Origin of the sequence: Pseudomonas putida (assembly GCF_050989985.1) — a bacterium.
GTDB classification, from domain to species: domain Bacteria; phylum Pseudomonadota; class Gammaproteobacteria; order Pseudomonadales; family Pseudomonadaceae; genus Aquipseudomonas; species Aquipseudomonas putida_AI.
The window spans coordinates 751,663-770,730 of sequence record NZ_CP158815.1 but is presented as its reverse complement, the minus strand read 5'-3'; the positions used below and the strand labels follow the sequence as shown (position 1 = coordinate 770,730).

The 19,068-nt window shown below is 62.4% G+C and carries 19 protein-coding genes; 8 read left to right on the top strand and 11 right to left on the bottom strand.

Annotated features, from left to right (window positions below; all coding sequences use genetic code 11):
- Positions 1-87: 87 nt before the first annotated feature.
- The 3 genes from ABTV29_RS03675 to ABTV29_RS03665 all read right to left on the bottom strand — a co-directional run bounded on the left by ABTV29_RS03675 (position 88) and on the right by ABTV29_RS03665 (position 2,978).
- Positions 88-903, bottom strand: a complete 816-nt coding sequence (locus tag ABTV29_RS03675; protein WP_433768879.1) for a sugar phosphate isomerase/epimerase family protein — start codon at positions 901-903, stop codon at positions 88-90.
- A gap of 2 nt (positions 904-905) precedes the next feature.
- Positions 906-1,961 (bottom strand): Gfo/Idh/MocA family protein, encoded by a 1,056-nt coding sequence (locus ABTV29_RS03670; RefSeq protein WP_433768878.1) that lies wholly within the window; start codon positions 1,959-1,961, stop codon positions 906-908.
- 240 nt (positions 1,962-2,201) lie between these two features.
- Entirely contained in the window at positions 2,202-2,978 is a 777-nt protein-coding gene (locus ABTV29_RS03665) for an IclR family transcriptional regulator (protein ID WP_433768877.1), read from the bottom strand.
- 177 nt (positions 2,979-3,155) lie between these two features.
- On the opposite strand from ABTV29_RS03665, the gene ABTV29_RS03660 reads away from it, so the two are divergent.
- The 5 genes from ABTV29_RS03660 to ABTV29_RS03640 all read left to right on the top strand — a co-directional run bounded on the left by ABTV29_RS03660 (position 3,156) and on the right by ABTV29_RS03640 (position 8,726).
- The gene (locus ABTV29_RS03660) at positions 3,156-4,904 is read left to right on the top strand and encodes an FAD-dependent oxidoreductase (RefSeq protein ID WP_433768876.1); all 1,749 of its coding nucleotides are present in this window, start codon (positions 3,156-3,158) and stop codon (positions 4,902-4,904) included.
- The gene (locus tag ABTV29_RS03655; protein WP_433768875.1) at positions 4,888-5,721 is read left to right on the top strand and encodes an aldo/keto reductase; all 834 of its coding nucleotides are present in this window, start codon (positions 4,888-4,890) and stop codon (positions 5,719-5,721) included. The genes ABTV29_RS03660 and ABTV29_RS03655 overlap by 17 nt, the downstream gene beginning before the upstream one ends.
- 139 nt (positions 5,722-5,860) lie before the next feature.
- Entirely contained in the window at positions 5,861-6,715 is an 855-nt protein-coding gene (ypfJ, locus tag ABTV29_RS03650) for a KPN_02809 family neutral zinc metallopeptidase (RefSeq protein WP_433768874.1), read from the top strand.
- 148 nt (positions 6,716-6,863) lie between these two features.
- Positions 6,864-7,754, top strand: coding sequence for a KPN_02809 family neutral zinc metallopeptidase (ypfJ, locus tag ABTV29_RS03645; RefSeq protein ID WP_433768873.1), 891 nt, complete (start codon positions 6,864-6,866; stop codon positions 7,752-7,754).
- The gene (locus ABTV29_RS03640; protein WP_433768872.1) at positions 7,755-8,726 is read left to right on the top strand and encodes an alpha/beta hydrolase; all 972 of its coding nucleotides are present in this window, start codon (positions 7,755-7,757) and stop codon (positions 8,724-8,726) included. It abuts the gene before it with no gap.
- A 96-nt stretch (positions 8,727-8,822) separates the two neighbouring features.
- Here the strand turns inward: ABTV29_RS03640 and ABTV29_RS03635 are convergent, their stop codons facing one another.
- The 3 genes from ABTV29_RS03635 to ABTV29_RS03625 form a co-directional block, all read right to left on the bottom strand.
- Positions 8,823-9,416 (bottom strand): HAD family hydrolase, encoded by a 594-nt coding sequence (locus ABTV29_RS03635; RefSeq protein ID WP_433768871.1) that lies wholly within the window; start codon positions 9,414-9,416, stop codon positions 8,823-8,825.
- The gene (gene tesB, locus ABTV29_RS03630) at positions 9,413-10,282 is read right to left on the bottom strand and encodes an acyl-CoA thioesterase II (protein ID WP_433768870.1); all 870 of its coding nucleotides are present in this window, start codon (positions 10,280-10,282) and stop codon (positions 9,413-9,415) included. Before tesB ends, ABTV29_RS03635 begins: the two co-directional genes overlap by 4 nt.
- 106 nt (positions 10,283-10,388) lie before the next feature.
- Entirely contained in the window at positions 10,389-10,958 is a 570-nt protein-coding gene (locus tag ABTV29_RS03625) for a GNAT family N-acetyltransferase (protein WP_433768869.1), read from the bottom strand.
- 92 nt (positions 10,959-11,050) lie between these two features.
- Between ABTV29_RS03625 and ABTV29_RS03620 the strand changes: the two genes are divergently transcribed.
- Positions 11,051-11,971, top strand: a complete 921-nt coding sequence (locus ABTV29_RS03620; protein ID WP_433768868.1) for a histone deacetylase family protein — start codon at positions 11,051-11,053, stop codon at positions 11,969-11,971.
- 293 nt (positions 11,972-12,264) lie between these two features.
- Positions 12,265-13,506 (top strand): TIGR03862 family flavoprotein, encoded by a 1,242-nt coding sequence (locus ABTV29_RS03615; protein WP_433768867.1) that lies wholly within the window; start codon positions 12,265-12,267, stop codon positions 13,504-13,506.
- Positions 13,507-13,624: 118 nt separating this feature from the next.
- Here ABTV29_RS03615 and ABTV29_RS03610 read toward each other — a convergent pair whose 3' ends face one another.
- Both ABTV29_RS03610 and yedA read right to left on the bottom strand, forming a co-directional pair.
- On the bottom strand, positions 13,625-14,962 hold the full coding sequence (locus ABTV29_RS03610; RefSeq protein ID WP_433768866.1) for a DEAD/DEAH box helicase: 1,338 nt from the start codon (positions 14,960-14,962) through the stop codon (positions 13,625-13,627).
- Positions 14,963-15,040: 78 nt separating this feature from the next.
- Positions 15,041-15,982, bottom strand: coding sequence for a drug/metabolite exporter YedA (gene yedA / locus ABTV29_RS03605; protein WP_433768865.1), 942 nt, complete (start codon positions 15,980-15,982; stop codon positions 15,041-15,043).
- 165 nt (positions 15,983-16,147) lie between these two features.
- On the opposite strand from yedA, the gene ABTV29_RS03600 reads away from it, so the two are divergent.
- The gene (locus ABTV29_RS03600; protein WP_433768864.1) at positions 16,148-16,600 is read left to right on the top strand and encodes an Lrp/AsnC family transcriptional regulator; all 453 of its coding nucleotides are present in this window, start codon (positions 16,148-16,150) and stop codon (positions 16,598-16,600) included.
- Between the two features lie 119 nt (positions 16,601-16,719).
- Here the strand turns inward: ABTV29_RS03600 and ABTV29_RS03595 are convergent, their stop codons facing one another.
- The 3 genes from ABTV29_RS03595 to ABTV29_RS03585 all read right to left on the bottom strand — a co-directional run bounded on the left by ABTV29_RS03595 (position 16,720) and on the right by ABTV29_RS03585 (position 18,894).
- A complete protein-coding gene (locus ABTV29_RS03595; RefSeq protein WP_433768863.1) occupies positions 16,720-17,331 on the bottom strand; it encodes a 3'-5' exonuclease in 612 nt (203 codons plus the stop codon).
- 22 nt (positions 17,332-17,353) lie between these two features.
- Positions 17,354-17,833 (bottom strand): NYN domain-containing protein, encoded by a 480-nt coding sequence (locus ABTV29_RS03590; RefSeq protein WP_096514962.1) that lies wholly within the window; start codon positions 17,831-17,833, stop codon positions 17,354-17,356.
- A gap of 263 nt (positions 17,834-18,096) precedes the next feature.
- Entirely contained in the window at positions 18,097-18,894 is a 798-nt protein-coding gene (locus tag ABTV29_RS03585; RefSeq protein WP_433768862.1) for a DUF2076 domain-containing protein, read from the bottom strand.
- Between the last annotated feature and the right edge of the window lie 174 nt (positions 18,895-19,068).

Sequence of the window (19,068 nt, the reverse complement as noted above, 5' to 3'; positions counted from 1 at the left end):
ATAACGCGGGGTGCCTGATGCCCAGCGGAGTTCTTTCGTCCATCGCGAGCAGGCTCGCTCCTACAGGTGATAGGTGCGCAGCACCGTTTACAGCCGCGCCAACAAATCCCGGGTCTTGTCCAACGCCATCCGGGCCCGGTCCAACCCACTCACACCCTGCTCCAGCAGTCGTACCGTGGGAATTTCCAGGCTCAGTGGAATGTTAGCTGGCAAACAACTCAACAACCCCGACAAATCGCAATCGCCTTCACCGGGAAAACGTCGCTCGTTGCGCGCCTGACGCAAGATCTCGGCCATGTCCGCAGGCCTTGGCCCGGCGACATCACACAACTGCGCATACCGTAACCGTGACGAGGCGACCCTGGCCAGATCTTCCAGCTGCGAACCGGAGCGGTCGAAGTGAAAAGCGTCCACCAGCACTGCACCGTTTTCGCGCCCGGCACCCTCGACGATGCGCACGGCTTGCACAAGATCGCGTGCATCGGTCCAGGGCATGAACTCCAGATGCGGATGCAGCCCATAAGGCGCGGCCAGGTCGCACAGCCGGGCAAAGTTTTCCGTCAGTCGTCGCTCGTCAGGGTCGTTACCAGCCACCAGTAACTCGCTGGCACCCAGTTCGGCACCTACCGCGAGGATTCGTTCGAAATCGGCCACGACGGTTTCCGGTTTCAGCCGCAGGATTTCCACATCCAATACACGGATGCCGGTGTCGCGCAGACGCGCCTGGGTCTGGCGAAGCAAGTCGCTGTCCGTTACCAAAGAAAAATGATGTTCCTCCGGCGTCGCCGGCACCAGTCGCAGGCCGACGTGGCTGTAACCGGCCCGGGCCGCCACCTCGACCATGTCCGGCGGTGACAACTCCAGCACGGTCAGGCTGGCCAGGGAAAAGATCCGCTCGTTCATGGTCAGTCCTCGATCCGTGAAGGTGTGCAAGCCTGGCCGGTTTCGGCGGCCTGGCGAATGGCTTCGATAAGCGCCAGCGTCCGCGCGGCGTCGGCGACGCTCACCAGCGGCTCGACCTCCCGACGCGCGACACGCACGAAGTGCTGCAACTGCACACGCAGCGCTTCATCGGCAGTGAAGGGTTCCTGGGTCGTCTGCAAGGGTTGGTGCCAGCCGCCATCGGCCTCGGTGTAGTGCCAACGCTTGAGTTGCGGAATGCTCAGCGCCCCGCCGGTCCCGGCCAACAGATAGCAGGGTTGGTCGGCCTGAGGCGGATACACCGGGTTCTCCCCCGAATCCAGCTCCCAGCTCCAGGGCGCCGCCACCGCATCGGAGCCGGTCAGGCTACCCAGCGCGCCATTGTCGAACTGCAGCAGCACCGCCGCGCAATCCTCATTGGCAAACCCGCGGATCGCATTGCTGGTAATGGCCTGGACCTGACGCACTTCGCCGCACAAATGGCGCAACAGGTCGAGGTCGTGGATCAGGTTGGTCAGCAACATCCCTGCCCCGGCTTCACGACGCCACGGGGTTTCGAAATAACTGTCGGGCTTGCGCAACTGCCAGAGCGCCGTGACCGTGGTCAAGCGGCCGAGGGCACCACTGTGCACCAGTTCATGGGCGCGGACGATCAGCGGGTTATGACGACGATGATGCCCCACCAGCACAGGCACACCGCTGTTCTTCACGGCGGTCACCAGTTCGCGGACTTCATCCATGTGTACGCCGACCGGTTTTTCCAGCAACACCGGTACCCCGGCGGCCAGGCAGTCGAGGGCGGTGCTGACGTGCAGATTATTCGGATTGGCGACAATGACGGCGTCTGGCCTGGCCTGCTCCAGCATCCGGCGGTGATCGGCGAAACAGGCTACACCCCATTGCGCCGCGATCTCGGCGGCCTGCGGACCGGGATCGGCCACGGCGCACAGCGTCGCCTCTGTCAGGGAATTCAAATGCCGGTAATGCTGCTGACCCATGTTGCCAGCACCGATCAAGGCGATGCGAAGGGGCGAACTCATGGTGCGGTCCTCTTGTGGTTATTGTGGGAGGTGTGAATTCCAACAATTTAGAACCTAGTTCCAGTTTCTTACACAGACCAACTACAAAAGTGTGCGAACAGCGCACACCATCGATTCGCCCACCCTAAAACACTGTAGGAGCGAGCCTGCTCGCGATGCGTCATGTCAGCCCACACTACAGTGACTGTCAGATCGCTATCGCGAGCAGGCTCGCTCCTACAGTAGAGGTATGTTGGTGGTTTAGCTGAACAACTCCGACGCCAGACTGGCCGCCGACAATTCATCGGTAAACGCCAACAACAACGGCGCCAGTTCATGCAAACGCGCCCCCGGCATCCGCGCACTCGGCCCGGCGATGCTCAGCACGCCGATCACCCGCCCATCCCCCGGATGCCGCACCACCGCGGCAATCGCCGAAGTGCCCACCGCCGAACTTTCCTCGACGCAGGCGTAGCCCTGCTCCCGCGCCAGGCGCAGGCGTTCGAGCAGTTCGATATTCGATCGCGGCGCATTCGGCCCCAACTCCACAGGCAGGTCCACCGCCTGGCGCTCCACCAGTGACAACGCCTCGGCATCGCTCATGCACGCCAGCCAGGCATGGCCGGAAGCGGTATAGAACAGCGGCGCGTCACGCCCCATGTCCGGGTCGTAACGCAGGCCGGAACGGGCGCCCTGGGACTTGGCGATCCAGGTCTGCCGCTCGCCCTCGATGACGCCCAGGCGCACCAGTTCGCCGGTTTCCTGCGCCAGTCGGTCAAGCACCGGCTGCACGATATCGGCGCCGCTGCTCGACAGGTATCGAAAGCCCATGGCCACCAGTTTGGTCGACAGGTGATACCGCAGGTTCTCCGGGTTCTGCCGCACATACCCCAGGCGAATCAGCTCGGCGAGCAGGCGGTGGGTGGCGCTTTTGGGGATGTCCAGCTGCTCGGCCAGGGTCTGCATCGGCAGACCACGCGGGTCGCTGGTGAGGCTTTCAAGCACACTGAAAACACGTTCGATCTGACTGCCGGCCATGGGCGTCTCCAGGCAAAATTTGCTCGATTCTAGAAGACAACCGGCAGAACACGAAATCTGGAACTGACTGTCCGATAACCGCCCGCTTTAGCGCCATTGCCCTTGCCTGCTTCGAAACCACTTCCTATATTTTCTGGAATCAAATTCCAAAATAATTAGATCGCTGGAGCCCGAACCATGCCTGCCGAACCGCACTTTCTGCCGAACCTTGACTGCGACGTACTGATCGTCGGCTCCGGCGCGGCCGGCTTGTCGGCGGCGGTGACGGCGGCGTGGCATGGCCTGAAAGTGATCGTGGTCGAGAAAGACCCGGTGTTCGGCGGCGCCACGGCCTGGTCCGGCGGCTGGGCCTGGGTGCCGTGCAATCCACTGGCCCGACGCGCCGGGATCGTCGAAGACGTCGAACTGCCACGCACCTACCTGCGGCACGAATTGGGCGAGCGCTTCGATGCGCCGATGATCGATGCCTTTCTCCAGGCCGGGCCACGGATGGTGGCGTTCTTCGAACGGCACACCTCGCTGCAATTCGCCGACGGCAACGCCATTGCCGATATCCATGGCGACACGCCCGGCGCCGGTACCGGTGGACGCTCGGTGATCGCTGCGCCCTACGACGCCAGAAAGGTCGGCAAACTGCTCAAGCGCTTGCGCAAAACCATGCGCGAAACGTCCTTCATGGGCATGCCGATCATGGCCGGCGCGGACCTCGGCGCGTTTCTCAACCTGACCCGCTCGCTATCCGCCGCCTGGCATGTCACCCGGCGCTTTACCCGCCATCTGCTCGACCTCGCCGTCCATGGCCAGGCGATGCAACTGGTCAACGGTGTGGCGCTGGTGGCGCGCCTGGCCAAGTCCGCAGAAGACCTTGGCGTGTTGCTCTGGGAGTCGGCGCCCGTCACCGATTTGCTGCGGGAACACGACCGGGTATGCGGCGCGATCGTCAGCACCGCCAAGGGCTCGGTGCGGATCAAGGCGCGCAAGGCCGTGGTGATGGCGGCGGGCGGCTTCGCCAATGACATCGAGCGACGCAAGGCATTGTTCCCGCGCACACCCACCGGCCATGAGCACCTGGCGCTGCCGCCCTTGGGCGTGTCTGGCGATGGCTTGCGCCTGGGTGAGCGCGTCGGCGCCGAGGTCGATTCAGACATGCAGTCCCCCGTCGCCTGGGCACCGGTTTCCCGGGTGCCTCACAGCGACGGCAGCATCGGTCACTTTCCCCACATCATCGAGCGCGGCAAGCCCGGGATCATCGGCGTGCTGAGCAACGGCCAGCGCTTCGTGAACGAAGCCAACGGCTATTACGACTACGTCACCGCCATGGTCGCCGCCGCGCCAGCGGGAGAAGAAGTCGCGTCCTGGCTGATCTGCAATCACGACTTCCAACGGCGTTATGGCTTGGGCATCTCCCGGCCGTTTCCCGTACCGCTGTCACCCTTTATCCGCAGCGGCTATCTGAAGACCGGTAAAACCCTTGAGGAATTGGCGCAGGCCTGCGGTATCGATCCCCTTGGCTTGCGCACCACAGTAACGGACTACAACCGCCATGCACGCCATGGCGAAGACCCGCAATTCGGCCGAGGCTCGACGCCCTACAACCGCAAACAGGGTGATGCGTTGCAGCAGCCGAACCCCTGCGTCGCCACAATCGAAAAAGGCCCGTTCTATGCCGTGAAGGTCCAGCCCGGCTGTTTTGGCACCTTTGCCGGGCTCAAGGTCAACCCCCATGCCCAGGTCCTCGACGACTCGGGCCAGGCCATCGCCGGGCTGTACGCGGCCGGGGGCGACATGGCCAGCATCATGGGCGGGCACTATCCGGCCGGGGGCATCAACATCGGTCCGGCGCTGACCTTCGGCTACATCGCCGCCCGCCACATTGCCGGCATTACCGCTTACGAACAGGAGATCGAGCATGCAGCACATCGTTAATGCACAGGGATTGAACATGGCAAAACTCGGCCTCGGCACCTGGCCAATGCTGGGCGAGGAATGCACCCGCGCGGTGGAACAGGCCCTCGCACTGGGCTATCGACATATCGATACGGCGGCGGCCTACAACAACGAAGACGCGGTCGGTCAGGCGCTGGCGAACAGTCCGACGCCACGGGACCAGATCCACGTGACCACCAAGGTCTGGTGGGACCAACTGCAACCCGATGCCATGCGCCACTCCATGGATCGCAGCCTCAAGGCACTGCGCAGCGATTACGTCGACCTGTTCATGCTCCACTGGCCCACCACCGATTGGGATCTGCCGCGCACGCTGGACACCCTGGTGTCGTTCAAGGAACAGGGGCTTGCGCGCAACATCGGCGTGGCGAATTTTCCGCTGCCGCTGCTGCGCAAAGTCGTCGAGGAATTGGGCATACCGCTGTCAGCGATCCAGGTCGAGTACCACGTCCTGCTCGGACAAAACGCCCTGCTGAACTACGCCCGCCAACACGACATGGCCCTGACGGCCTACACGCCGCTGGCACGCAACAAGGTGTCGCAGATTCCGGCTATCCAGCAGATCGCCGCCAAACACGCTGTGCTGCCGACCCAGGTCGCACTCAAATGGCTGCTGGACCAACCGAATGTGGCTGCCATTCCCAAGGCCAGCAGTGAGGCCAACCAGAGGGCCAATCTGGCGGCGCTCGACGTGCAACTCGATGATGAAGATCGTCGTTTGATCGCCGGGCTGTCCAAGCGCGAACGCCAAGTGAACCCGGACTTCGCGCCCGTGTGGGACGCGTTCGACGAGTAATGGGGAAATAGCCTCGGCCAGCCGTCAGGGCGGCCGAGGTCTCACCACCCCTTACACATTTATCCCACCGTGCTTTTTCAATGCGGCTATTCATGGACCCGGCGATATCCGCCCCATCAATCCATGAGAGACAGCAAAAATGTTATGGAAAAAAGCCCGACCCAGCGACAACGTCAACGACACTCGGCAGGGCAAGGACGCCCGCACACTCACAGGGAAAACGCTCGGCGCAGGCCTGGCCGTCATTGCCCTGGCCAGCGCAGGCCTTTACTCGACACTGAGTGACACGCCACTCGCCCCTGATATTCTCAATCCATCCGCCCCCTCCCTCGCCATCGAGTCCGCCGAAGATCGGCAACTGAAGTTCGTCCAGTCCGTACTGGGTGAGACCGAGGACACCTGGAAAAAGCTGTTTGCCCAATCGGAACGGCACTATGCCCCTCCCTCACTGACGCTGTTTGAACAGGGCGTGAGTTCAGGATGTGGTTTCAGCAGTTCCGGCACGGGTCCCTTCTATTGCCCGAGCGATAAACAGGTGTATCTCGACCTGACATTCTTCGCGCGGCTGGAGCAGCAGTATTCCGTGGTTGGCGACTTTGCGCGGGCCTACATCATTGCTCACGAAATCGGCCATCACGTGCAACTGGAACTGGGTATTTCCGCTGCGCTCGAACAGGCCTTGCTGGACGACAATCCCGTCACCGGCGATGGCGGCCTTGAGGTGCGCGGGGAATTGCAGGCCGATTGCCTGGCCGGCGTCTGGGCGCACCATGCGCAGCAACGCCTGGACTGGCTGGAACCGGGTGATATCGAAGCCGCGCTGCATGCCGCCACGACCTTCGGTGACGACAACCTGCAACGCCTGCGAAACGGCCTCGTCAGGCCGGAGGCGTTCGCCCACGGCACCTCGGAGCAACGTGTGAACTGGTTCAAAAGTGGTTTTGACACTGGCCGAATAGACGCATGCGACACCTTCGCCGCCGCTGACCTGTAGAACCCGCCCGTCATCGAAACCGCTCATATCCCGCCCTTTGCCGAACCTGCGGCGCCCAGGACTGTCTGACGACCGGACTGGCGCCGCTCCTACTTGGCAGCAACACTCATCGCACGAAGCTTGACCCAGAACAGAAGAGGATTCCCACATGCTATGGAGAAAAGGCCGGCGCAGCGACAACGTGGTCGATGCCCGCGGCGATGACACCGGCGGTGGTGGTGGCGGGATGCGTTTCGGTGGCGGCAAGGGCCTGAGCCTGACGGCCATTCTACTGATTGTCGGGATCGGCTGGATCACCGGCCAGGATCCCTTGCAGATTCTCGGCCAGCTCACCGGGCAAATGCAGCAGTCGGCACCGGCCGGCAACCAGACCCGCAAGACGCCGCCGGCCAACGATGAAGGGGCCGAATTCGTGCGCTCGATCCTGGGCGACACCGAAGACACCTGGCGCGAGATTTTCCAGCAGGGCGGCCGGCAATACAAAGACCCGACCCTGGTGCTGTTCAGCAATCGCGTCAACTCGGCCTGTGGCCTGGCCACCTCGGCGACCGGTCCGTTCTATTGCCCGGCGGACCAGCAGGTCTACCTGGACATGGCGTTTTTCCAGGAGATGTCGCAACGATTTTCCGCCGCCGGCGACTTCGCCCAGGCCTACGTGATCGCTCACGAAGTCGGACACCATGTGCAGACCTTGCTCGGCGTCTCGGCGAAAATTCAGGCGGCTCGTCAACAGGGCCGGCAGATGGAAGGCGACGGTGGCTTGCTGGTCCGTCAGGAACTGCAAGCCGATTGCCTGGCCGGTGTCTGGGCCAACCATGCGCAGAAGCGTTTGAACTGGCTGGAACCGGGCGACATCGAAGAAGCACTGAACGCCGCCAATGCCATTGGCGACGATCGTTTGCAGCAACAGGGTCAGGGCCGCGTGGTGCCGGACTCGTTTACCCATGGTACGTCAGCGCAACGGGTGCGCTGGTTCAAAACCGGATTCGCCCAGGGCCAGGTTGGCCAGTGCGATACCTTTGCGACGAAAAATCTGTAGATGAAAAAATGGTTGTTGGCGTTGCTGTTCACTTGTGCAGGACCTTTCACAAGTACTTGGGCTGATGAGCACGGGGTCAAGGAAATCAGCCCCGGGCGCCTGTTGTTGAAATCGGGCGAGATCGCCGTAGGCATCAGCCCCGCTCCGAGCAAAATCGAACGTGTGCTGATCATCGTCCACGGTCGCCTGCGCAATGCGCAGACCTACCTGCAAAGCGCCGAACACGCGGCCGAACTGGCCGGGCAAAGCGCAACCACGCTGGTGATAGCGCCGCAATTTCTCAATGAAATGGACGTCGCCCAGCATCCCGTGGCCGACACGGTATTGCGCTGGCAAGGCAATGAATGGATGGCCGGCGGCGAATCCACCGCGCCGTTTCGCCTGAGTTCCTTTGAGGCGCTCGATGAAATCGTCGCCCGGCTGAGTGATCGCCAGCAGTTTCCGGACGTGAAGCAAATCGTCATCGCCGGTCACTCCGGCGGCGCCCAGGTCGTCCAGCGCTACGCGTTGCTGGGCCACGATCAACCGGCACTTGACGCCGCTGGCGTGCAGATGCGCTACGTGATCGCCAACCCGTCTTCCTATACGTATTTCGATGAACGCCGGCCCGTGGCGTTCAATCACGCGGCCTGCCCGGACTTCAATCGCTGGAAGTACGGCCTGACGGATCTACCTGCCTACGGCGCAGGAGAAACCGCCGCACAGCTGCAGGAAAAATACCTCAAGCGCGACATCGTTTACCTGCTGGGGCAGCAGGACATCGACCCGAATCATCCGGCGCTGGACAAGCGCTGCGAGGCCAAGGCCCAGGGTCCTTACCGATTGGCTCGCGGACGTTTTTATTTCGACTATCTGAAGCGGCTGGCACCGCAAGGGTTGAACCAGCAGCTGATTGAAGTGCCGGGTGTGGGGCATAACGGGGATGGGATGTTTACTTCGCCTGAGGGGCAGAAGGCGTTGTTTGGGCAGTGAGATTTGAGGTGTTTGATCTGACGCCATCGCGAGCAGGCTCGCTCCCACAGTTGATCGCATTCCATTGTGGGAGCGAGCCTGCTCGCGATGAGGCCCTCAAGCCGAAAGCATTTTGCGCAACTCGACGCAATCCGCCGCATGCCAATCCGTCAACTCAGGCCACGGATTATCCGGCAGGTTGACCAGCACCGTGCGCGTCCCCGCCGCTCGCCCGCAATCCAGGTCGAAGCGGTAGTCCCCCACCATCACCATCTCGCTGGTGGGCACATTCCAGGCCTCGGCCAGTTTCAGCAAACCACCTGGATGCGGCTTGGGCGGGGCTTCATCACGGCCGAGCACATCTTCCACCGCGAAGCAGTCGGCCAAACCAATGGCCTCCAGCGTGACGTGCGCCAGCTCACGGGCATTGCGCGTGAGAATGCCCAGCCGGTAGCCGCGCGCGGCCAGTTCACGCACCAGCTCGACTGCTCCCGCCGCAGGCTTGGAGCCCAGCGCCAGATCCCGCTCGTGCTCCAGCAACCACGCATGCTTGGCCGCGGCTTCATCGGCCGGCAGCGCCGCCAGGTGCGTGAGGATGTCGTCTTCAGGCGGGATCGCCAGTGCGACGCGAATCGCGGCGAAGTCGTGCACGGCGACGGTCAGGGTGCCGTCCATGTCGAACACCCAATGGCGTACGTCGGCCAGGCTCATGCCCAATCCTTGCGGTGGCGAATCAGGCCTTCCTGAGTGACCGAGGCCACCAGTTGCCCGGCGCGGTTGAATACGCTGCCACGGGAGAAACCGCGGGAGTTGCCGGCCCACGGGCTGTCCATCGCATAGAGCAGCCAGTCATCGGCGCGCAGATCCTTGTGGAACCACAGCGCATGGTCGAGGCTGGCGACCTGCATGTCCTTGTGCCAGACCGATTTGCCATGGGGCTGCATCGAGGTGGTCAACAGGCCGAAGTCCGAGGCATAGGCCAGCAGGTATTTATGCAGCGCCGGCGAGTCGGCCAGCGCGCCGTCGGCACGAAACCAGACGTACTTGATCGGATCGGAAGGCTCGGGGTTGTAGGGATCTTTTTCGGTGATCGGGCGAAACTCGATCGGCTTCGGGCAGAGCAGTTTTTCGCGCATCTTCTCGGGGATCAGGTGCGCGCGCTGCTGGGTCAGTTCCAGCTCCGACGGCAGGTTTTCCGGGCCGACCACCTGCGGCATTTGCGACTGGTGCTCAAAGCCCTCTTCGTCGTACTGGAAGGAGGCGCTGCAAGTAAAAATCGGGTGTCCCTTCTGGATGGCCGTCACTCGGCGCGTGCTGAAACTGCCGCCATCGCGGACCCGGTCAACCTGGTACACCACCGGCAACCCGGCATCGCCCGGACGCAGGAAGTAGCCATGCATCGAATGCACATGGCGCGTTTCTTCAACGGTCTGACTGGCCGCTGACAGCGACTGGCCGAGCACCTGACCGCCGAACAACTGACGAAACCCCAGGTCCTGGCTGCGGCCACGGAACAGGTTTTCCTCGATCGGCTCAAGGGTCAGCAGGTCAACCAGATCTTCCAACACTTGGCTCATTCAGACTCTCCTCACTCAACACAACGCCGCGCAGTTCAGGCTGCGTCGGTCGATTCAAATTCTGGCCCGGGCCAACATGTGGCCCATTGTAAACGTCCGTGTCAGCTTATCCATGCAAGGTTTGCAGCCATTGTTCACGATTGATGCGGTAGAGCACATGATGACGCAGGGGGTGGCCGACCTCGAGCCGGGGGTGCTCGAAGTCATCGACCGGATCGTGGTGCATGCCGATGGCCTGCATGACTTTCTGCGATGGCAGGTTGTTGTCGGCGGTGAACGAAACGATTTCGTCCACGGCCAGACGATCAAACCCGCAACGCAGAGCGGTCCAGGCCGCTTCACTGGCATAACCCAGGCCCCAGTGCTCCCGCGCCAGGCGCCAGCCGATCTCGACGGCCGGGGTGAACGGCGCATCGAACCCGACCACGCCGAGCCCGGTAAAACCGATGAACTGGCCACTGTCCTTGCGCTCCAGCGCCCAGAGGCCGAAACCGTGCTCGGCAAAATGACCGCGAATCCGACCGATCATCGAAGCGCTTTCCAGCCGGCTCAGGGGCGCAGGAAAATAGCGCATGACCTGTGGATCGGCACACATCGCCGCAAATTCCGGTAAATCTTCGTCACGCCACTGTCGCATCAGCAGTCGCGCACTTTCGAGTTCCAGTATCGGTTCCATCAGACCTTTCCCCCATTTCCATGCCGCCAGTCTACAACGCTGGTAGGATCCTTCACTCGGTCCTATCTGCCTTACAGCCAGACAATTCAGCCATGCCCCTGCCGTTGATTTATCACGAAGACTACAGCCCCGAGTTCCCGGCGGATCACCGCTTCCCCATGGACAAGTTCCGCCTGCTGCGCGATCACCTGGTGGAAAGCGGGCTGACCCGTGACGCCGACCTGCTGCGTCCGCAACTGTGCCCGCCGGAGATTCTCGCGCTCGCCCATGACCCTTCGTATATCGAACGCTACATGAGTGGCGAGCTGTCCCGCGAAGATCAGCGGCGTCTCGGCCTGCCCTGGAGCGAAGCTCTGGCCCGGCGTACGGTGCGGGCGGTCGGCGGTTCCCTGCTGGCGGCCGAGCAAGCGCTGGAGCATGGCCTGGCCTGCCATCTGGCGGGCGGCACCCATCACGCGCATTACGACTATCCGGCCGGGTTCTGCATCTTCAATGACTTGGCGGTGATCAGCCATTTCCTCCTGGCCAGCGGCCGGGTCAACCGCGTGTTGATCTTCGACTGCGACGTGCACCAGGGCGATGGCACTGCACGCATCCTGCACAACACCCCGGAGGCGATTACCGTTTCCCTGCATTGCGAAAAGAATTTTCCTGCACGCAAGGCCGAAAGCGACTGGGATATCCCCTTGCCCAATGGCATGGGCGATGCCGATTACTTGCAGGTGGTAGACGATGCGCTCAACTACCTGCTGCCCCTCTATCAGCCCGACCTGGTGCTGTATGACGCCGGTGTCGATGTGCACAAGGACGACGCCCTGGGTTACCTGAAGCTGACCGACCAGGGCGTCGCTGACCGGGACGAAAGCGTCATGCGCCATTGCCTGGGTCGCGATATTCCGGTGGTCGGGGTGATCGGTGGCGGCTACAGCAAGGACCGCAAAGCCCTGGCGCGACGCCATGGCATCCTCCATCACAGCGCGCAGCGCGTCTGGCAGTCATCAGGCTGTCACTGAGTTGTGGATGCTTTACCCACAGTGGCTGTGGAACCGCCTGTGGATAACCTGAGCGAAAGGGACTACGGGCCATGCTGCGCATGGGCTACAGAGTGCTGATCATTTTTTGATCACCCTTTCAAACACACCACCGATCCCTGTAGGAGCGAGCTTGCTCGCGATGGTCGCCAACGATAACTCGGGAAACCTGACACCCCGCGTTCTTCGCGAGTCCATCGCGAGCATGCTCGCTCCTACAGAGGGCGGGGCTGCTAGAATGCGCGGCTTATCTCGCCAAGACCGCAGCGCACGCCATGACCCAGCCTTCAACACCCTCCTCTTCCCAAGTCGCCATCATCGGCGGTGGCCCCGCCGGTCTGATGGCGGCCGAAGTGTTGAGCCAGGCCGGGATCAAGGTCGACCTGTACGACGGCATGCCTTCGGTCGGGCGAAAATTCCTCCTGGCCGGCGTCGGTGGCATGAACATCACCCATTCCGAAGCCTACCCCGCCTTCCTTTCTCGCTACGCCGAGCGCGCCCCGCAGATTGCCCCACTGCTGCGCGGCTTCGGGGCCGACGTGTTGTGCCAGTGGATTCATGAGCTGGGCATCGAAACATTCGTCGGCAGCTCCGGCCGGGTATTCCCCACCGACATGAAAGCCGCGCCCTTGCTGCGGGCCTGGCTCAAGCGCCTGCGCGACAGTGGCGTAGTTATCCACACCCGCCATCGGTGGGTCGGCTGGGATGAACAGGGCAATTTGCTTATCCACAGCCCCGACGGCGAAAAAACCGTTCAGGCCGACGCCACCCTGCTCGCCCTCGGCGGCGGCAGTTGGGCGCGCCTGGGTTCGGATGGTGCGTGGATGCTGCCATTGGAGCAGCGCGGCGTAGCAACGGCGCCCCTGCAACCGAGCAATTGCGGCTTCGAAGTGCAGGCCTGGAGCGAGTTGATGCTCAGCAAATTCGCCGGCGCCCCGCTGAAGAACGTCGCCATCGGCCTCAACGACGATGTGCCACGCCTCGGCGAATGCGTGATCACCGCCACCGGCATCGAAGGCAGTCTGATCTATGCGCTGTCGGCACCGATTCGTGAAGCGATCAACCGCAATGGCAGCGCCACGGTGCACATCGACCTGCTGCCCGGCCGGCCTGTGGATAAAATCCTGGCCTCGTTGAGCAAACCCCGTGGTTCACGTTCGATGGCCAAGCACCTGCACAGCCAACTCGGCATCGATGGCGTGAAGGCCGCGCTGCTGCGAGAGCTGACCTCTGCCGAAACCTTCGCCGACCTCGCGTTGCTGGCCCGGGCGATCAAGGCCCTGCCCCTGACGCTGGTCAAGACTCGGCCTCTGGACGAAGCCATCAGCAGTGCTGGCGGTGTGTTGTTCGAGTCGATGGATGAGCGATTGATGCTCAAGCAGATGCCTGGCGTGTTTTGCGCGGGGGAAATGCTGGATTGGGAAGCGCCGACGGGGGGCTATCTGCTGACCGCGTGTTTCGCCAGTGGGCGTGCGGCGGGGTTGGGGATGGTGGAGTGGTTGCGGCGCAAGGGCTGAAGACCGCGGCGCGCCCATCGCGAGCAGGCTCGCTCCCACATTGGATCTGTGTCGTTCACAAAATCCCCTGAGGGAGCGAGCCTGCTCGCGATGGCGGCTTAACAGACGCCGCAGCTAATCAAGGCTTACGCTTGCGCGGCCCCGTATTGAACACCGGCACTTTACGCACAGGCTTGACCGACGGCTCCGCCGGCATGGCGTCCCCGCTGTCCACCCACTTGCCCAGGTTGCGCTTGCCGCCACCACCGGACGTTTTCGGCTTCTTCGGTTTTTTCGGCTTCTTGATCACCTGGCCACTGGCATCGGTTTCCGGCACTCGGTGCTCAGGCTCGAAATCCGGTTCGTTCTGACGCTTGAGGGTCTGGCGGGTCAACATCTCGATGGCCGACAGCAGATTCACTTCATCGGCGCACACCAGGGAAATCGCCTCGCCGGTCGAGCCCGCGCGCCCGGTACGCCCGATGCGGTGAATGTAGTCCTCGGCCACGATCGGCAGGTCGAAGTTGACCACCAGCGGCAAGTCCTCGATGTCCAGGCCACGGGCGGCGACGTCGGTCGCCACGAGGATCTGCACTTCGCCCACCTTGAAGCGATCCAGTGCGCGTTGACGCGTCGCTTGCGGCTTGTCGCCATGGATGCCGTCGGCATTGATGCCCAGGCCCTGGAGTTTTTCCACCAGCGCATCCACGCCGTTACGGGTCTTGGCGAACACCAGCACCTGCTTCCACTTGCCCTTGCGCATCAAGTGCACGAACAGTTCCGGCTTGCGCTTCTTGTCTACCGTCACGATCCATTGCTTGACGGTGTTGGCCGCCACGTTGCGCGGGCTGACTTCGATGCTCAGCGGGTCGTTGAGCATTTGCCCGGCCAGCAGGCGGATGTCATCAGAGAAGGTCGCGGAGAACAGCAGTGTCTGGCGCTTTTTCGGCAGCGCCTTGTAGATGCTCGCCAGTTCCTCGGAGAAACCCAGGTCGAGCATGCGGTCGGCTTCGTCCAGCACCAGGGTTTGCAGCTGATTGAACTTCAGCGCGTTCTGGCGGAACAGGTCGAGCAAACGGCCCGGGGTCGCGACCAGCAGGTCCACGCCGCCGCGCAGCTTCATCATTTGCGGGTTGATGCTGACGCCGCCGTACACCGCATAGGTGCGCAACGGCAGGTTCTCGGCGTATTGGCGCACGGCTTCGTGAACCTGCTCGGCCAGCTCGCGAGTCGGCACCAGAATCAGCGCGCGCACCGAGTTGGCGGCGACTTTCGGCCCTTCCATGGCCAGCAATTGCAGGAGCGGCAAGGCGAAACCGGCGGTCTTGCCGGTGCCGGTCTGGGCGGCGGCCATCAGGTCGCGACCGGCCAGCACCGCCGGAATGGCTTGCGCCTGAACCGGCGTCGGAGTCTGGTAGCCGAGCTTCTCGAGGGAGCGCAGCAAGGGGTCGATCAGGCCAAGGGTGGCGAAAGTCATGGAAGTACCGTAGGAAAATTCAGCGCGGGTTTTTCAACACAGTGTGCAAAACAAGTGTGCAATGGCGCGCAGTTTACCCTAATTCACACGGGATTCCGCCGACACCACGGGCGGCACGACCTTCGCCACTGGCGGCTGCGGCGCCTTGCGCCATTGCGGCAGGCCAATCAGCACCACGGCGCTGATGATCACCAGCATCGCCAGCGCTTCCTCGATACCGATGGTCTCGCCAACAAACACGATCCCCAGCAACACCGCCACCGCCGGGTTGACGTAGGCATAGCTGGTGGCCGCCGCCGGCCGTACATGCTTCAACAGGTACATGTAGGCGTTGAAGGCGATAATCGAGCCGAAGATCGTCAGGTAGGCCAGCGCAATCCAGCCTTCGATGGGCGGCATCTTCTGCAGATGCTCGCCACTGGCGGCGCTGCCGATCAACAGCACCACGCCACCGACCAGCATTTCCACGGCACTGGCCATCGCCCCCTGGGGCAATGGCAGATGCTTGCTCCAGACCGAACCGAACGCCCAACTGGCCGCCGCCAGGATCAGCAAGGTCGCGCCCAAGGGGCTCGATTGCAGGTTGGAGCCGAGGTTGAGCATGGCAATGCCGATCAGCCCGAGGACAATCCCGGCCCATTCGAGACGTGTATTGCGCGTGCCCCAGAAATAACCGAACAGCAGGGTAAACAGTGGCACCGTCGCCACCGCCAGCGCCGCCACCCCGGAAGCCACGCCCATGTGCTCGGCCACGCTGACCCCACCATTGCCGCCCGCCAGCAGCAACACGCCGATGATGCCCGCGGCTTTCCATTGCGCCCAGGTCGGTGCCGGTGCCCCGCGCCAGCGCAGGAAGCCGTACATCAAGCTGCCGGCGATCACGAAGCGGATACCGGCCAGCAACAAGGGCGGCCACGACTCCACGCCGATACGGATCACCAGGTAAGTCGAACCCCAAATCACATACAAGGCGAAAAAGGCAGCGATCAGGGGTAAGGGAAAGCGACGAAGGCCAGGCATGGGGGCAGCTCACAGGCAGGACAAGTGAACAGCTATTCTAAAAAGGCCGGCGGCGAATAATAAGTTACAAAACTTGTTTAAAGCGCCGGTACACTTTTCAAAACACGGGATTGATGGCTATAAACCGTCGTTTCGAAAGTCGGTCATTCTTCAGGAGTCAACGCGATGGACAAGTACGATCGCATGCTGCTCAGCGCCCTGCTGGAAAACGGTCGCGCGTCCTACGCCGACCTGGCGCGCAAGGTCAACCTGTCCGCCCCGGCCGTGGCCGAGCGCGTGGCCAAACTCGAAGCCAGCGGCGTGATCACCGGCTACCAGGCGAAAGTCGACATGGCCAAGCTGGGGTTGCCGATCCAGTGCGTCATCGAACTGCGTCTGAACCAGCATGGCAACCAGAAAGCCTACGATGACCTGATCAAAATCCCGCAACTGACCGAATGCCACCGGGTCACCGGCGATCCGTGCGTGATCATGCAGGCCGCGGTGGGTTCGATGCCGGAGCTGGAGGACCTGATCAACCGGATCGCCACGTTCGGGTTCAGCAAGACGTCGATTGTGTTGTCCAGTGCCATCGAGAAGCGGGTGCCGTTGGGGCAACTGGAAGTGAACGGAAAGTAACCCTCTGTAGGAGCGAGCATGCTCGCGATGCTCGCCAACGATAACGCGGGAAACCTGAAACCCCGCGTTGTTCTCGGGTTCATCGCGAGCATGCTCGCTCCTACAGGGGGGCGGCGCTCTTAGAACCCGCAATACCGCTTGAGGTGCTCGCCCACCTTTGCCGCCGGCACTTTCTGCAATTTGCACAGCAAATCATGGGACAGCTCGCGCACCCCGTGTTTCTCCCGCAGCTCATCAGCCAGGTGCGCGGTCAGGTTGGCCGCCATCTCGGCGTCGGCCATGGCCCGGTGGGCCTTGCCGGTGTGGGGCAGGTTGGCGAAGGTGGTGAGGGTGCCGAGCTTGTGGTTGGGCGCGGCGGGCATCAGGCGGCGGGCCAGCAGCAGTGAGCAGGCGAAGTTCTGCAGGCGGGTGCGTTTGATCCGCCCCAGTTCGAAATCCCAGAACTTCTGGTCGAACGCTGCGTTGTGCGCCAGCAAGGGCGTGGTGCCGACGAATTCGTTGACCTCATTCATCACCTGTTCCGCCGACGGCGCGGTGCGCAGCATGGCATTGCTGATGCCGGTGAGCTGTTCAATGAAGGCCGGAACGCGCACGCCGGCGTTCATCAGGCTCTGGTAACGCTCGACGATGCGCCCCTGTTCGAGGATGACCACGGCAATTTCCGTGGCGCGGCAGCTGCTGCTCGGGGCGATCCCGGTGGTTTCAAAGTCGATGACTGCAATGCGTTCCAAACCTGTTTCAACTCCGTAAAAATCAATTCTTGAGCAGCAACGCGCCTTCGATCGGCACGTAGCGGCTGGCGGCGCGGATCAGCGAATTGGCGGTCAGGCCCGGCACACCATAGGCCACTGCCTGCACGCCATGTTTGCTGATGATGCGCTCGAGCAGCATGTCGAAATCCCCATCGCCGGAAGCCAGCACCACTTCGTCGACATGATCCGCCGCGTCCATGATGTCGAGGGTAATGCCCACGTCCCAATCGCCCTTGGCGGAGCCGTCGCTGCGCTGGATGTAGGGCTTGAGCTTCACGGTGAAGCCGAGGTTGCGCAGGATCTGCTGGAACTGCTGCTGTTTGCTGTCGCCGCGATCGATCGCGTAGGCGTAGGCCTCGACGATCTGCCCCTGCTTGCTGATTTCAGCCCACAGGGCGGCATAGTTGAAGTGACACCCGTAAGCCTGGCGCACGGTGTAATAGAGGTTCTGGACATCGGCGAACACTGCGATTTTTTTCACCGGACACCTTCATCAGAGCGCAGGCAGGATCAGGCCCCAGGCCCGAAAAGGCGCCCAGTATGCCAGTCTGAAGGAGGATTCCGCGAATAATCGGCCCGGAGCGCCGCAGCGCTCCGGACGAATGGCAACCTGTGGGATAACGACCTGTGGCGAGCGAGCTTGCTCGCGCTGGGTCGCGAAGCGGCCCCCGCTCTCTGTTTCGAAAGAAGGGGGCTGCTGCGCAGCCCAACGGGAGCAAGCTCCCTCGCCACGGGTTCGCGGAATCAGACGAAGGAGTCGTCGTCGCCGCCAAAGAACGATGAACTGTCATCGTTGTAGTCGGCGTCGGTAAAACCGCCCTGGTCATTGCCCCAGGAATCGTTACCGGCCATGCGCTGGTCGTCGCCCCAGCCATTGTTGCCGTGGTCGTTGAGCCCTTGATCATTAACGGGGGCTGGCTCTTCCTTGATGACTTCGACGATTTCCTGCGGTTGCTGATTGTGACTGAACAGGCTGCTGATGCCTTGGGCCAGCATCACGCCACCTGCCACGCCGGCCGCGGTTTTCAGGGCGCCGCCGAGGAAGCTGCTGCCGGCTGACGGAGCCTGCTGTTGGGGTGCATAGCCCGGCTGTTGATAGTTCTGCTGTGGCGCACCGAAGTTCTGCTGCGGTGGCTGCGAATTGAACGAGGACCGCCCCGGCTCGCGCCAGCCGCCACCGCTCGACACCGGAGCGCTCGGGGTCGGCGCAGGCTGTGGATCGCGGGAACCGCCGCCAAAAATGCTCGACAGGAAGCCACCGCTGCTTGGTGCCGGCGCTGCAGTCTGCGCCCGGGCCTGTTGCAGATCGGCCTGCAACTGCTGGATTTGCTGGGACAGTTGTTTGTTCTGTTCATCGAGGCGCTTGATTGCCGCCTCTTGCACCAGAATCGCCTGGGTCATGAAATAACCTGCCGCCGGCTGGCGAGTCAGGTGTTCCTTGATCCGCGCCTCAGCCTGGGCATCGCGCGGGGCTGAGTCCGTTTCGGCCTGTTGCAGCCGGGAAAACAGTCCATCGATCAGGGTTTGTTCTTCGCTATTCATGGCGACCTCGTAGATTGCCGGGGAAATCGTTGACCTTTTCCACTTGAGGATAAGGTGCCCGACCTTAATGGAGGCTGAAACAAGTTGTTTCAATGGCCTTTACCGAACGTTTACGTTTGCGCCCTCCCGCTCTTCATCGGTTAAAGTGGGCCACTGCTTCCCACCTGCGATACC